The sequence below is a fragment of the Acinetobacter sp. 1542444 genome (assembly GCF_000581835.1).
Taxonomy (GTDB): Bacteria; Pseudomonadota; Gammaproteobacteria; order Pseudomonadales; family Moraxellaceae; genus Acinetobacter; species Acinetobacter pittii.
Genome location: NZ_JEYA01000001.1, coordinates 228,147 through 243,294, shown reverse-complemented (window position 1 = coordinate 243,294; position 15,148 = coordinate 228,147). Strand labels below are relative to the sequence as shown.

At 40.4% G+C, this 15,148-nt stretch carries 14 protein-coding genes; 7 read left to right on the top strand and 7 right to left on the bottom strand.

Annotation, left to right across the window (positions count from 1 at the left end; genetic code table 11):
* Positions 1 to 17: 17 nt before the first annotated feature.
* From dcaP to J580_RS05575, 5 genes are read right to left on the bottom strand one after another with little or no spacing between them, the layout of a single operon-like run.
* Positions 18 to 1,334 carry an outer membrane trimeric porin-like protein DcaP gene (gene dcaP / locus J580_RS05595; RefSeq protein ID WP_032003382.1) on the bottom strand — a complete coding sequence of 439 codons (1,317 nt, stop codon included), beginning with the start codon at positions 1,332 to 1,334 and terminating at the stop codon, positions 18 to 20.
* 36 nt (positions 1,335 to 1,370) lie between these two features.
* Entirely contained in the window at positions 1,371 to 2,024 is a 654-nt protein-coding gene (locus J580_RS05590; RefSeq protein WP_002114302.1) for a 3-oxoacid CoA-transferase subunit B, read from the bottom strand.
* Positions 2,024 to 2,692, bottom strand: a complete 669-nt coding sequence (locus J580_RS05585; protein ID WP_005069928.1) for a 3-oxoacid CoA-transferase subunit A — start codon at positions 2,690 to 2,692, stop codon at positions 2,024 to 2,026. The genes J580_RS05590 and J580_RS05585 overlap by 1 nt, the downstream gene beginning before the upstream one ends.
* Positions 2,693 to 2,739: 47 nt before the next feature.
* Positions 2,740 to 4,023: an MFS transporter gene (locus J580_RS05580; RefSeq protein ID WP_212750310.1), complete on the bottom strand. Its 1,284-nt coding sequence runs from the start codon at positions 4,021 to 4,023 to the stop codon at positions 2,740 to 2,742.
* Between the two features lie 58 nt (positions 4,024 to 4,081).
* Positions 4,082 to 5,236 carry an acyl-CoA dehydrogenase family protein gene (locus J580_RS05575; protein WP_000617391.1) on the bottom strand — a complete coding sequence of 385 codons (1,155 nt, stop codon included), beginning with the start codon at positions 5,234 to 5,236 and terminating at the stop codon, positions 4,082 to 4,084.
* Between the two features lie 311 nt (positions 5,237 to 5,547).
* Between J580_RS05575 and J580_RS05570 the strand changes: the two genes are divergently transcribed.
* The 6 genes from J580_RS05570 (at position 5,548) to J580_RS05545 (ending at position 12,120) form a co-directional block, all read left to right on the top strand.
* Entirely contained in the window at positions 5,548 to 6,336 is a 789-nt protein-coding gene (locus J580_RS05570) for an enoyl-CoA hydratase (protein WP_032003380.1), read from the top strand.
* 29 nt (positions 6,337 to 6,365) lie between these two features.
* Positions 6,366 to 7,127, top strand: coding sequence for an SDR family oxidoreductase (locus tag J580_RS05565; RefSeq protein ID WP_032003379.1), 762 nt, complete (start codon positions 6,366 to 6,368; stop codon positions 7,125 to 7,127).
* A gap of 61 nt (positions 7,128 to 7,188) precedes the next feature.
* Positions 7,189 to 8,712, top strand: a complete 1,524-nt coding sequence (locus J580_RS05560) for a 3-hydroxyacyl-CoA dehydrogenase (protein ID WP_032003378.1) — start codon at positions 7,189 to 7,191, stop codon at positions 8,710 to 8,712.
* 14 nt (positions 8,713 to 8,726) lie between these two features.
* Positions 8,727 to 9,932, top strand: coding sequence for a 3-oxoadipyl-CoA thiolase (locus tag J580_RS05555; RefSeq protein WP_032003377.1), 1,206 nt, complete (start codon positions 8,727 to 8,729; stop codon positions 9,930 to 9,932).
* A 109-nt stretch (positions 9,933 to 10,041) separates the two neighbouring features.
* Complete coding sequence (locus J580_RS05550) at positions 10,042 to 10,884, top strand: IclR family transcriptional regulator (protein WP_000081480.1); 843 nt, start codon at positions 10,042 to 10,044, stop codon at positions 10,882 to 10,884.
* Between the two features lie 63 nt (positions 10,885 to 10,947).
* Positions 10,948 to 12,120, top strand: coding sequence for an MFS transporter (locus J580_RS05545; protein WP_017385560.1), 1,173 nt, complete (start codon positions 10,948 to 10,950; stop codon positions 12,118 to 12,120).
* Between the two features lie 58 nt (positions 12,121 to 12,178).
* Here J580_RS05545 and J580_RS05540 read toward each other — a convergent pair whose 3' ends face one another.
* Positions 12,179 to 13,150 carry an NAD(P)H-dependent flavin oxidoreductase gene (locus J580_RS05540; RefSeq protein ID WP_032003376.1) on the bottom strand — a complete coding sequence of 324 codons (972 nt, stop codon included), beginning with the start codon at positions 13,148 to 13,150 and terminating at the stop codon, positions 12,179 to 12,181.
* A gap of 230 nt (positions 13,151 to 13,380) precedes the next feature.
* Here J580_RS05540 and J580_RS05535 point away from each other — a divergent pair, with 230 nt between their 5' ends.
* The gene (locus J580_RS05535; protein ID WP_017385558.1) at positions 13,381 to 14,190 is read left to right on the top strand and encodes an enoyl-CoA hydratase; all 810 of its coding nucleotides are present in this window, start codon (positions 13,381 to 13,383) and stop codon (positions 14,188 to 14,190) included.
* 66 nt (positions 14,191 to 14,256) lie between these two features.
* Here the strand turns inward: J580_RS05535 and J580_RS05530 are convergent, their stop codons facing one another.
* Positions 14,257 to 15,102 carry an IclR family transcriptional regulator gene (locus tag J580_RS05530; protein ID WP_013198245.1) on the bottom strand — a complete coding sequence of 282 codons (846 nt, stop codon included), beginning with the start codon at positions 15,100 to 15,102 and terminating at the stop codon, positions 14,257 to 14,259.
* Positions 15,103 to 15,148: the final 46 nt, after the last annotated feature.

The following is a 15,148-nucleotide window of genomic DNA, read 5'->3' as shown; positions in this document are numbered from 1 at the left end:
TTTAACTACGTCCCATTTTAGAATTTATACATCGATACAAAGTTTACACGTGATACATCAGCGGTTCTGCCATCAAACACTTCTCGTTTGCCTTGATGATATTCCATCCCAATATCCATTTGCTCAATTGGTGAATAGAAAACGTTAGCTGCGTAATCCGTTAAACGCTTGTTGGCGTCTGGGTTGAGTTTGGCATAAGCCGTGTCGTCATCATAATCAAACATTGAAGCCGATAAGTTTGCACGCCATTGCTCATTAAATTTATATGAATAACCAATATTGATGCTATTCAACTTATTCATAACCAAATCTGTTTTGTCTTCGTTTAAAGAGAAATCACCCGCGGCATTTAAACTTGCTGAATTTGCCAATCCACTTTGAGTGGTGTACGGCATAAATTTTTGATCACCGACAATATATTGATAATTTGCTTGTACCGATTGCTGAGGCGTTAATTGATATTTTAAGCCGCCTCCAGCGCCCCAGCTTACTTTCTTAACTGTGGCGGTTGCGACATCTGTAGACTTTTCATTAATAAAGCCTTGCGCAAGTGCTGTTAAAGGACCTTGTTTAAAGGTATAGCGACCCGTTAAAGTTGGAAATGCCGAGACTCTCGAACCTGTATATTCCAAAGCTACTTTTAAATCATTATGGGCATCAATTTTCCAGTCATAGCGAATTTGAGGAGTCCGCGTATAGGAAGTTCCCACAAATTGGGTGTAATCAACAGCTTCTGTACGAGTTTCCATATTAGACATGAGTGACCATGTTTGACCAAAAGTCCAGTCTTTATAGGTAAAAAATGCATGACGGATGCGGAATTTACCATCTCCCGTTCCCATGTTAGAGCTATCAAAGAAATCGGCTTCAATATTTCCTGTAACCGCTTTATTTGGGCTATTAAAATAAACACCTAATCGGCTTGCATTAATCATGGCATCAGAGCGTGCATGGTTTGAACGCTTTTCACTTTCAAAAGGTGTTCGGTACAAACTGCTGGTCGTTCTACCCCCCGAGTCAGGTGATGATTTAAAATCGACCGCTGCATCAACACGGGCAATACCGTAAACCTTCACATTATCTGTCCAAGTGACCCACGAAGGAGCAACAGGCTTCTCTGTTACAGTGGCTTTAGTTCTTTCAATATTTTCTTCGATCTTTACCTGTTTGGCCTGTAAATTATTTTGAGTTTGTTTCTGAGCAGCAAGTTCTGCTTTTAATTTTTGCAGCTCGGTTTCTAGCAAATTAATTCTTTGTTCTGTGGTATCTGAAGAATTTGCAAAAATAGTCCCTGAAGCCGCAGCGCAAGCTGCAGCTAATATTAATTTTTTCATCTTTTAATCCTTAAAGAAGCGTTTTTCCGTGTGTATTTAGGCTACACGTGCATCGATTAGTTCACAGTCTGTGACTGCCTGTAGCTCATCAAAAGTTAAGCCTTCCACCATTTCTGTGACATAAGCTTTTTGGTCTTTGAGTTCAATAATGCATAAATCGGTATAAATACGATTTACACACTGCTCACCCGTCATTGGATAGCTCAGTTCTTTTACAATTTTGGACTCACCTTTTTTAGTGACGTGTTCCATATAGACATAAATCGTTTTCGCGCCGACTGCCAAATCCATAGCACCGCCGACTGCAGGTACATCATCTGCTTTACCAGTATGCCAATTTGCCAAGTCCCCATTTACCGCAACTTGGAATGCACCAATCACACAAATGTCCAAATGACCGCCTCGCATAATGTCAAACGAGTCGCCATGATGCATAAAGCATCCACCGTCTAACAAAGTGACAAGTTCTTTTCCGGCATTAACCAAATCTTGATCTTCCTCACCAGGCTGCGGCGGCGGCCCAAAAGCCAAAACACCATTTTCCGAATGTAAAAAGATTTCTTTGTCTTTTGGCAAAAATTTAGCAACGTTGGTCGGCAAGCCAATCCCTAAATTGACATAAGAACCTTCAGGAATGTCATTGGCAATGAGCTTGGCAATATCTTCACGAGAACGTTTTTGAACTGACATTAGATATCTCCTACTTTTACAACGTGCTGAACAAAAATTCCCGGTGTAATAATGCACTCTGGGTCAAGCGTTCCTAGCTCTACGGTGTTATTCACTTGAACAATCGTGGTCTTGGCGGCTTTTGCCATGATTGGGCCAAAATTACGGGCTGCTTTACGGTAAGTTAAATTGCCCCAGCGGTCGGCTTTATCGGCATAAATCAGTGCAAAATCAGCTTCAAGTGGATATTCAAGTACATAGTTTTTACCGTTAATGGTTCGGGTCTCTTTACCCTCGGCAACTTTGGTGCCATAACCAGTCGGCGTAAAAATAGCGCCTAAGCCTGCGCCAGCAGCCTGAATACGACATGCCAAATTACCTTGTGGAACCAGTTCCAACTCAATTTTTCCCGCACGATATAAGTCTTGAAAAACGGTTGATCCAGCAGATTTCGGAAATGAACAAATCATTTTTTTAACGCAACCCGCAATAATAAGCTTGGTTAGACCACGGTCACCAGAAGCCGCATTATTATTTACAATGGTGAGTTCTTTTTTTCCTAAATCGATTAAGGCTTCAATTAATTCAGCAGGTTGCCCCGTCACCCCGAACCCGCCTGTCATGATGGTTGCACCATCAGGAATAGCTTTTAAAATCGGTTCAATGTCACTGGTGATTTTATTTATCATCTCACTTGTCCCTTTTCATCCTTAATTTAAGGTGACAGATTGATCTGTCACTCTGCCTTTTGCGGGTTAAATAGTCGGTCTTTAATAAATAACAATGGAATTACCCCGCAGATAAAATAAGCTGCAGCCATCACCAAAAGCCCTAAGCCAATAGAACCATTTTGCGATAGATAACCAATTGTTAATGGAGAGAAAATAGAAAGTACTTTGCCAATGTTATAAGCACCACCCACTGCCGAGCCTCGAATCGAAGTCGGGAAGCTTTCTGTCATATATGTGGCATTAATTGCGTATGGAATACCGTAAAGGAAACCGAAAAACAGCATCATCCATAAAATATTGATTGGGGTATTTAAGTAGACAATGACAGGAATAAACAGTGCTGTACCAATGGTTCCAAAAGCAAATACAGCGCGTCGTCCTAATTTATCGGCAACGATTCCTGCGATCACTTTAGCAAACATCATAATCAGGAAAGTACCGACCATATACATGGCCATTTCTTTAAACTTGATGCCAAGATCAGACTCTAAATAAGCAGGTAACCAGTTACTCACGCCGTAATAGCCAAACTGCAATGCACCCGTACTAATAATCCAGAGAACAAACATGGTGCCATGTTTTTTATCTCTTAAAATCTCAAAATATGGATTTTGACGTTTTTTAGGTTGGTTACTTTGAGCAACTTCTAACGCTTTTAATTGACGCGCTTTTTTCCAAGACTCAGGTTCAGGTACACAAAAGTGCATCAAAACTGACAATACCACAGGCGCAATTGCAATCCAGTAAAGGAAACGCCAGCCATGTTCAGGAATAATATGTCCAGCTAATAAGGTCGCGAGTAAAGAACCTAAGGTGTACCCCGTCATGAGAGTAGCTAAAACAGTCGAGCGATGTTTGGTTGGTACCATCTCAGACATTAAGATATTACAGGCAATATAAAGTGCGCCTAAGCCCATCGCTCCAAATGTTCTTAAAACTGCAAATTGCATATAAGAATCAGTAAAACCCAGCGCACTGGTTAAAACTGAAGAATAAGCAATAAAGAACACAATAATGCGAACTCGCCCAAAACGGTCACACGCCCAGCCACCAATCAGACCACCCACAGCCGATCCAAAAAGCGTTAAACTGCCTAACGTTCCGGCTTGTACACCGGTTAAATGAAATTCTGTTTTAAGACTGGTCAGGCTCAATGCCAAAAAACCTAAGTCTGCCCCATCACACAACAATGTTAAAAAAGCGAATATAAATGCGGTAATCCAAATCTTTTTTGGTGTCTGGATAGCTTCACTGCTAGCCGTATTTTGGGTAACTGTTTCTGTTGTCATGTCCATATCCTCAGAAGGAACATGAGGCATCCAATGCCTCATGGCATTTGATTTTTTATTAGGCTGTAGCTTCCCTAATCATGTTTTTGGCAATAATAATTTGTTGAACTTGCGTGGTTCCTTCATATAAACGGAACAAGCGCACATCGCGATAAAAACGCTCGATGGCATATTCACTGATATAGCCTGCACCACCGTGAATCTGTACGCAGCGGTCAGCAACGCGTCCGCACATTTCAGTTGCAAACATTTTTGCGCATGATGCTTCTGTACTAATATTTTCGCCATTGTCACGGCGGCGAGCCGCATCTAGGACCATACATTTAGCTGCATAAATCTCGGCTTTTGAGTCAGCAAGCATGGCTTGAATCAACTGGAAGTTTGCAATAGGCTGACCGAACTGCTTACGCTCAATCGCATAGTGCAATGCGTCGTTTAACATACGTTCGGCAACACCCACGCTATAGGCACCAATATGCAAACGCCCTTTATCAAGCACTTTCATGGCCGTTTTAAAACCAACACCTTCTACGCCCCCAATCAATGCAGAAGCAGGCACACGGCAATTTTCAAAAATCACATCACAAGTATGCGAGCCCTTTTGCCCCATTTTTTGGTCAATTTTGCCCAACGTAATGCCTGGTGTATTCGCTTCGACTAAAAAAGCTGAAATGCCACCCGACCCTTTAATTTCAGGATTCGTTCGAGCCATTACAGTGAAAGTTGCAGCATGGGGTGCATTGGTAATAAAACGTTTGGTACCGTTTAACACATAAAAATCACCATCTTTTACTGCACTGGTTTTTAAAGAGGCAGCATCAGAACCAGATTCAGGCTCGGTTAAACAAAATGAACCAATAATTTCGCCACTTGCATAACGCGGTAAATATTTCTGCTTTTGCTCTTCTGTACCATCAATCAAAATTGCACTTGAGCCAATCCCGTTATTGGTACCAATTAAAGAACGAAAAGCCGGTGAAGTTTGTCCAAGTTCAAATGCAACTCTAACCTCTTCTTCCATGGTGATGCCTAGACCACCATATTCTTCGGGAATTGTGAGCCCGAACAAACCTAGCTCACGCATTTGCTGCACAATGTCATCTGGAATTTTGTCTTTCTCTACCACTTCGTTTTCACGAGGGATCAATTCATTTTTTACAAAATCTCGAATTGTTGAAAGTAACTGCTCCAACATCCCTTCATCACGGATCATCTGTGATCTCCCTTTTTATGTATTTCCATCGCACCCATCAGCCATCTCCAGCTTCTCTGGATACCATGTTTTAAATTTTGTTTACTGCGGATGTGTTTCATAGTACGAGAACGAAAATACAAATTTCAAGCTTTTTTGAAAATTAATTTCGTTAAACGAAATTTAAAAACACACCATTACGAAATATCAAACACTTAGCTTATTTAATAAATCATAATTGCTCTAATGGACTAAATAAGACTTGAAATAAATTCCAAAATAAGCATCATAAAAGGAATATAGTTTTGATGTGCGAAACAAGGAATTCAAAAATGAGTGTATCAATAGGGAATAATTTCGTAGAAGTCGACTTTTCTATTCAAAAAATAGCGATTGTAAAAATAAACCGACCTGAAGCAAAAAATGCATTGAATACAGAGGTTCGCAAACAACTAGCACAAGCTTTTACCGAATTAAGTTTTAACGATGAGATCAATGCGGTTGTGCTCACAGGTGGTGAAGAAGTCTTTGCCGCAGGTGCAGATCTAAAAGAAATGGCAACCGCAACTTCAACAGAAATGTTATTGCGCCATACCGAACGTTATTGGAATGCGATTGCTCAGTGTCCTAAACCCGTGATTGCTGCTGTAAATGGCTATGCATTAGGTGGTGGCTGTGAACTTGCAATGCATGCTGACATTATTATTGCTGGTAAAGGCGCAACCTTTGGCCAGCCGGAAATTAAAGTTGGTTTAATGCCTGGTGCTGGTGGTACACAACGTTTATTCCGTGCTGTGGGTAAATTCCATGCCATGCGCATGATTATGACGGGTGCCATGGTAAAAGCCGAAGAAGCTTATATCATCGGTCTTGTTTCACAAGTCACAGAAGATGACCAAACCATTCCAACTGCGATTCAAATGGCACAAAGCCTCGCAAAAATGCCTCCTATTGCCCTGCAACAAATTAAAGAAGTTGCGCTCATGAGCGAAGACGTTCCTTTAAATGCAGGCTTAACGTTAGAACGTAAAGCATTCCAGTTGTTGTTTTCTACCGAAGATAAAAATGAAGGCGTTCAAGCTTTTATCGAAAAGCGTAAACCGTTGTATCAAGGTAAATAATTTAAAACCATAATAACAAAGGAATGAAAATGGTTAGAAAAGTATTGATTAGTGCAGGTGGTTCAGGGATTGGACGATGCATTGCAGAAGCATTTTTAAACAATCAGGATGAAGTTTTTGTTTGTGATCTCAATGCTAAAAGCCTAGAAAAATTTCAACAAGATTATCCAAAGCTGCATATATATACATGTGATTTGGCTGATCATGAGCAAATTAAACTCATGTTTAGTCATGTAGTTCAGAAACTTGGTGGTATTGATATTTTAGTCAATAACACAGGCATTTCAGGTCCGACCGTTGCAGCAGATGAACTAAGTTTTGAAGATTGGAATACGGTCATTAATTTAAATCTGAATAGCACTTTTTTAATTACCCAGTTAGCCATTCCCTATTTAAAGAAAGCACAAGCAGGCGTGATTATTAATATGTCGTCTATTGCCGGCCGCTTAGGCTATCCATATCGATTGGCCTATTCCACTTCAAAATGGGGACTGATTGGTTTTACCAAAACGCTTTCTATGGAACTCGGTGCAGATAATATTCGAGTTAACGCTATTCTTCCGGGTGCGGTAGATGGTGATCGAGTTCAACGTGTATTACAGGCCCGTGCCGATGTAGCCCATACTTCACTTGAAGAAGTGACTCAAAACGCACTGAAAAATCAGTCGCTCAAATATTTTGTCAATCCAAAGCATATTGCAGATTTATGCCTATTTTTAGCGTCAGACAGTGGTCGCTCAATTTCAGGACAAATCTTACCCATTGATGGTGATAAACAATGCTTAAGCTAAATCACCCAACCCTATTTTTCCGTTTAATTTCAAATATAGATTAATCATCAGGATGATCGACATGACTTATGATATTAAAAGCATGGCTGTGATTGGTGTCGGTATTATGGGCAGCGGCATTGCTCAAATTGCTGCGCAGTCAGGTCATACCACTTATTTATATGATGCCAAAGCCGGTGCAGCTGAACAGGCAAAAGAAAAACTGGCTGCTACATTTCAAAAGTTAGTCGACAAAAATAAAATTACATCTGAGCAAGCGGCAGCAGCGAATAACCATTTAATTGTTGCTCATCAAATTGAAGATTTAAAAAATTGTGACCTGATTGTAGAAGCAATTGTTGAACGTCTTGATGTCAAACAAAGCTTGATGCAGCAGCTTGAAGATATTGTTTCGGATAATACTATTTTAGCCTCAAACACCTCTTCTCTTTCTATTACAGCCATTGCTGCAAATTGCAGAAAGCCTGAGCGTGTTGTGGGTTATCACTTCTTTAACCCAGTTCCACTTATGAAAGTGGTCGAAGTCATTCGTGGTTTAAAAACAGACCCACTTATTATTGATGCTTTAAACGATTTATCTCGTGCATTTGGTCACCGCCCTGTCGTAGCGAAGGACACCCCTGGATTTATTATTAATCATGCAGGTCGAGCTTATGGCACCGAAGCACTCAAAATTTTAAATGAAAATGTCTGTGATATTAGTGAAATTGACCGAATTTTACGTGACGGCGTTGGTTTTAGAATGGGTCCTTTTGAATTAATGGATTTAACTGGCCTTGATGTTTCGCATCCTGTGATGGAGTCGATTTATCACCAATACTATGAAGAAGCCCGCTACAAACCAAACCCGCTCACCAAACAAATGCTTGATGCCAAGCAACTTGGACGTAAGGTTAATCAAGGCTTTTATAATTATGAAACTGGCTCAAAAACAGGTGAACAACCTGCTCAGTTTGTAGAGCGTTTAGCGCAATATCCAAAAGTTTGGATCGCTGCCGATTTTTTAGACGATAAGAAACAGCTCGAAGATTATTTAACTCAGCAAAATATTGCCCTAGACACCAATTCTGAACCACAAACAGATAGCTTATGTTTACTTGCTTGTTACGGTGAAGATACAACTCAAGCAGCGACCCGTCTAGGGGTTAACCCTGAACATGCTGTTGCTATAGATATACTTTATGGCATTGCAAAGCACCGCACCTTAATGCCTTCACTCATTACCAAATCTGAATACCGACAAGCCGCTCACTCTATTTTCAATTTAGATGGAAATCTGGTGAGTATGATTAATGAAAGTATTGGCTTTGTTGCTCAGCGCGTTTTAGCAATGGTCATTAATTTAGGCTGTGATATTGCCCAGCAAAATATTGCAACGGTAGATGACATTAATGCTGCAGTACGTCTTGGCTTAGGCTATCCATTTGGCCCAATTGAATGGGGCGATCAAGTCGGCAGTGAAAAAATCTTACTCATTCTGAACCGTATAACATCACTTACGCATGACCCGCGTTACCGCCCTAGCCCGTGGTTACAGCGTCGTGTCGCACTTCATTTACCTCTTACTTTTACTCACGAGTCTTGAAAAGGAATTTCTCAATGTTAAATGCATATATCTATGATGGTTTACGTAGTCCATTTGGCCGTCATGCAGGTGAACTTGCCTCAATTCGCCCTGATGATTTAGCCGCAACTGTCATTCAAAAACTACTAGAAAAAACTGGTGTACCGGGTGCTGATATTGAAGATGTGATTTTAGGCGACACCAACCAAGCGGGTGAAGATAGCCGTAATGTGGCACGAAACGCATTATTACTTGCCGGTTTACCTGTTACTGTACCGGGGCAGACAGTAAACCGTCTATGCGCGAGTGGTTTAGGTGCCGTGATTGATTCAGCACGCGCTATTACTTGTGGTGAAGGCGAGCTCTATATTGCAGGTGGTGTAGAAAGTATGTCACGTGCTCCCTTTGTAATGGGTAAAGCAGAAAGTGCTTATAGCCGTGATGCAAAAATTTATGACACCACTATTGGTTCTCGCTTTCCAAATAAAAAAATTATTGCTCAGTACGGCGGTCATTCAATGCCTGAAACGGGCGATAACGTTGCAGCCGATTTTGGTATTAGTCGTGAGCAAGCAGACTTATTTGCCGCTCAATCACAAGCTAAATATCAAAAAGCCAAAGAAGAAGGTTTCTTTACCGATGAAATTACGCCAATTGAGGTTTTCCAAGGCAAAAAATTGCCACCTAAACTTGTTTCAGAAGATGAACACCCTCGCCCAAGTTCAACTGTTGAAGCACTTACAAAGTTAAAACCGCTCTTTGAAGGTGGCGTGGTCACTGCGGGTAATGCCTCAGGTATTAATGATGGTGCAGCAGCACTTTTGATTGGTTCAGAAGCAGCAGGTCAAAAATATGGCTTAAAACCAATGGCTAAAATTTTGTCAGCAGCAGCAGCGGGTATTGAACCACGTATTATGGGTGCAGGTCCGATCGAAGCCATTAAAAAAGCTGTTGCGCGTGCGGGACTTACTGTAGATGACATGGATATTATTGAAATTAATGAAGCCTTTGCTTCACAGGTTTTATCTTGTTTAAAAGGCTTGAATGTTGATTTTAATGACTCGCGTGTGAACCCAAATGGTGGTGCAATTGCGGTTGGTCATCCACTTGGTGCATCTGGCGCTCGTCTTAGCTTAACAGTAGCTCGCGAGTTAATCCGCCGTAAAAAGAAATATGCCGTGGTGAGCCTATGTATTGGTGTAGGTCAAGGTCTTGCAATGGTGATTGAAAACGTTTCATAACCATTGAACCAGATATCCATTCATCACAACAGCGCAGTGATGAATGGATTTATTTTGCAGAGCGAAATATAATGGCAAAACTATTGCTTTAATTATATTTGAGGATCGAATGTCTCAAAACACGGAAACTGAAAAACCAATAAATTTTGATGAGATACGTTTAGATCCTATTTCGCATATACATCGGGAAAACAACCCGCAATTTATTGCTTCTTTAGCACGCGGTTTAGAACTTTTAAGATGCTTTTCTGCAAATAATCAGGTGCTTGGCAACCAAGAATTAGCAAAAATGACAGGTTTACCTAAACCGACCATTGCACGTATTACCAATACCCTTGTGTCATTAGGTTATTTAAAACAATTGCCTAACTCGACCAAATACACACTAGATATTGGTGTCTTATCTTTAGGATACGCAGCATTATCTAACATCTCGATTCGTAATATTGCTCATCAATATATGGAAGAGATGAGTCAGTATGTTCAAGCGCCTGTGGCGATGGCAACGCGTGACCGCTTAAATATGGTGTATATCGATGTTGTGCAAATTGAAACAGCCTTGAATATGCGCCGTCCAATTGGTTCTACTTTGCCAATCCATAGTAGTTCAATGGGACGAGCATGCTTGGCTGCGACCCCTGAACGTGAGCGCAATTTTCTACTTGATGCGTTGAAACAAAAAAATCCAGAAAACTGGCCAGCCATAAAACGTTCTTTAGAACGAGCTTTCCGTGATTACCAAGATTATGGATATTGTTTGTCTTTAGGTGAGTGGCATAAAGAAGTGAACTCGGTAGCTGTACCTTTGGTCAGCTCGAAACACGGTCTTTATGTTTTTAACTGTGGTGCGCCAAGTTTTCATTTAAATCCGGAAAAACTTGAAGGTGAAATTGGACCACGTTTAATCCACATGGTGCACAACATTCAAGATGCTTTGAATGAAACGCATTAACAGTCGTGCTTAAAATAGTCATGGTTGTGTTGATTAAAGGTCTACTTTCATTATGACTAAGGCATGATGAAAAACGCACTCTATACCCCAACCATTATTTTAATGGCAATTGCCGCAGGCATTTGTACAGGTGGAAATTATTTTAGTCAGCCACTTATTCATTCAATTAGTGTAAGCCTAGATTTAACTGAAACAACTACAGCGTGGGTGCCAACTCTAGCCCAAATCACCTACGCATGTGGCTTACTCTTTTTAATGCCGTTGGGTGACATATTAGAAAAGCGCAAGCTGCTATTTGTCTTTATGTTATTGGCTTCAAGCGGATTAATTATTAGCGGGTTTTCGCACAATATTTATCTTTTACTGCTTGGCACTATCATTACTGGTCTATTTTCTAGTGCAGCCCAACTGTTGTTACCACTTGCTGCAAGTCTGGTTCCAATCCAACAAAGCGGCCGAGTCGTCGGTTTTTTACTCAGTGGACTGATGATGGGGGTTTTACTCGCCCGCTCTCTTTCAGGGCTGATGTCTACACTTTTTGCATGGAATATTATTTATCTGGTCAGTGGCTTTCTGTTACTTGTCATTGCCATTATTTTGCATCGTAATATCGGGTTATTTCCACCAACCAAATCTGAAAACTATGCAAAAACTATTCGCTCTTTACCACAGATTTTTATTCAAAATCGGCGGTTAAGAACCAGAACTTATATTGGTGGTTTTACATTTGCTTGTGTAAGTTTAACCTTTACCACCATGTCGTTGCTTTTGGCTCCAGCACCCTATTTTTTTAGCGACTTTACCATTGGCCTTTTCAGTTTTGTTGGCGTGTTAGGGACGTTCGTTGCCAATTTTTCAGGTAAATTTATTGATCAAGGCTACATTCATAAAATTTCAATTTATTGCGGCATTGGCCTTATTTTAAGTTGGATTCTTTTTTCACTTTTACCCTACCATTTCGCTTTTTATATTATTGCCTTACTCATTCTCTACGCTTCTCTTTCTGCTGTGCATGTCACCAACCAAAGTATTGTATTTAAACTTAATCAAGAACTACGCTCACGTTTTAACGCGATTTATATGACGGGTTACTTTGCTGGCGGCGCTTTAGGCACAACGGCAGGAAGTTATGCTTGGAAACACTTCGGATGGACAGGTGTCTGTATTTTGGGTTTAATTTTTGCCGTTTTATGTCTTTATTATTGTGAGAGTGATGCAAAAAATCAGCACAATTAAAACTTGTGCTGATGTATATAAATTAGGCTAATAATGAGTTATAGAAGCTAGGATAACTCTATAAAAGTCCTAATAATCGGCCACGAATAATATCTTCTGCATCTTTGACAATTCGGTTAACCAGTTCATCGCATGTCGGAATATCATGAATCAAGCTTGCCACTAACCCACATGACCATGCGCCAGCATTAACGTCCCCATCAATCATGACTTTGGGATAGACGCCCGCAACTTCTTCAATAATATCTTCAAATTTAATGTTATCACCGAGCGCTTTTTCTTTTGCCACGATTTTTTCTACAGCAGCATTATTCATAACACGTTCAGTATTTCGCAAAGCACGCATAATTAAACGCGTATCTCGTTCGGTTGCATTCAAAATCGCCTGTTTCACATTTGCATGTACGGGAGCTTCCTGAGTCGCAATAAAACGCGTTCCCATGTTAATTCCATCGGATCCCATCGCTAATGCAGCAGCGAGTGAGCGCCCATCTGCCATTCCACCTGAAGCAACAAACGGGATGTCTAATGCATCGGCTGCTAAAGGCAATAAGATCATATTTGGCACGTCATCCTCACCGGGGTGCCCACCACACTCGAAACCATCTACAGAAACCGCATCGCACCCAATTTGCTGTGCTTTTAAGCTATGTCGAACCGAAGTACATTTGTGAATTACTTTAATGCCAGCAGCCTTTAAATACGGCATGACTTGTTCAGGATTACGCCCTGCTGTTTCTACAACCTTGACTCCACCTTTAATAATTGCCTCTACAAAACCCGGATAATCAGGGGTATTCACCGTAGGCAAAAAGGTTAAATTTACCCCAAAAGGCTTATCAGTCATTTCTCGGCAACGTGCAATTTCTTTTGCCAGATTTTCAGGTGTACGCTGAGTTAAGCCAGTAATAATACCTAACCCGCCTGCGTTAGAAACCGCAGCAGCAAGCTCTGCAAAACCAACATAATGCATACCGCCTTGAATAATTGGATGCTCGATTTCAAATAGTTCTGTAATTTTGGTCTTCATATTATTCCCACTCACTGTTCTATAGCTAGCCTCTTATTTCCTTAGCAGAGCTAGATGCTTATTTACACATAAATCTTATCATCATTTAAAGTGACTTAAAGTAAAAATTTCACAATACAAAATTTTATACCACAATATAAAACAAAATAATTGATAACGGAATTATTTTTCGATAGCATTATTTTAATAAGTTTAAATTTTAGACGGAAAGCTATTTAAAGGAATGAATAATGCAGCAGGACAATAAAACCCAAAGCGAGCTTAAAACAGGCACAATTCAACAGCGTTTAGATAAACATATACTAACGCTCACCATGAGCAATCCCACTAAAAAGAATGCAATTAATTACGAAATGTATGCGGCCCTAAGTCAGGCCTTAGATCAAGCTGCAACCAATCAAGACGTTCATGTCGTTGTGCTTACTGGTGAAAACTCCGCATTTACGAGTGGTAATGATGTCAATGCATTTGAAAAACGCGACGCATCAAGTTCCGAACCACCCGCTTCGATTATTTTCTTAAAAAGCTTAGCAACGTTTCCAAAACCGATTATTGCTAAAGTAAATGGTGTAGCAATTGGCATTGGCAGCACTATGCTTCTACATTGCGACCTTGTGTATGCAAGCCAAAATTCTATTTTTCAGTTTCCCTTCGTGAATTTGGGACTTGTACCTGAAGCGGGTTCAAGTTACATCTTGCCAAGATTATTGGGCTTTGCTCGAGCTTCGGAAATTATTTTACTCGGTGAAAAGTTTTCGGCGGAACAAGCAAAAAATTACGGTCTGGTAAATGAAATATTTGAGGCAACTGAGCTGGATCAAGCGGTTGAAGATATGGCCATTAAACTTGCTCACAAACCAAGCCAAGCCTTACAGCTCAGTAAAAAGTTACTAAGAGATATGCCAATTGATGATCTACTCAATCGTATTGACCATGAGTCGACTATTTTCTCGCGTTGTTTACAAGGTTCCGAGTTTAAAGAAGCATTAAGTTCTTTCAAAGAAAAACGGAAACCGAACTTTCACAACCAAACAGCCTAAAGCTTACCCACTAAAAAGCCAGCCTTGAAAAAACAAAGCTGGCTCCTATAAATGAATCAAATAGGTTTAGCTAATCTCAGTGCGAATATTATTCACCATGTGTAAAAGACGTGGTGCAATATCTTCTTCAAGTTTTTCACGATTCATAATGAAACTTGGGCCACCACAGTTGAACACCAGTAAACCATGTTGTTCATGAATCAGTGGAACTGCAACAGAATTGACATCTTTATGCCATTCGCCAATTGAAAAACAATAACCAAAATCTTGGTAATCTTTAAAGGCTTTGTCTAAATCACGGTTAATTTTGATCCAGTCTTCTTTGTGTTTGCTACGGATGGCATCAAGTAAAAATTCTCTTTCGTCTTCAGGCATTGCAGCTAAACATGCACGCCCCATAGAACTTAAATGAATCGGTAAATAGGTTCCAACTTGACGGCGCATGGTCATATTGCCTTTGCCTTGCACCACATCAAGATAAATCATGTTCAATCGATCACGTGTTGCCATGGCTACAGCAGCGCCAGCATAGTCTGCCAAATTTTTCATATATGGATGAGCAATAGAGCGAATCGATACGTTAGACAACATGGAATAACCAAACGCAAGAACCCCTACTGAAAGCTGGAATTTGCTTGAGTTAGGTACTTGTTTGATATAACCCAAACGCGACAAGGTATGTGTAAGGCGAGTAATGGTTGGTTTTGGCAAACCGGTCATCTGAGCAAGCTCTTGGTTACCCAAATGCTGATGTTTAGGCGTAAAACAACGTAATAGCTCTAAACCACGTGCTAATGCAGTAATAAATTGGCGATCATTTTCATCCTGCATGTCTTCAATCGGATGTAATAATTCATGCCTTAAAGGCGCTAATAATTTTTCTGTCGGTTCTGCATCAACTGCATCGTTCATTGTCATACCAATCCATATTTTGTTTCGCACTGCGAAAATTATAATC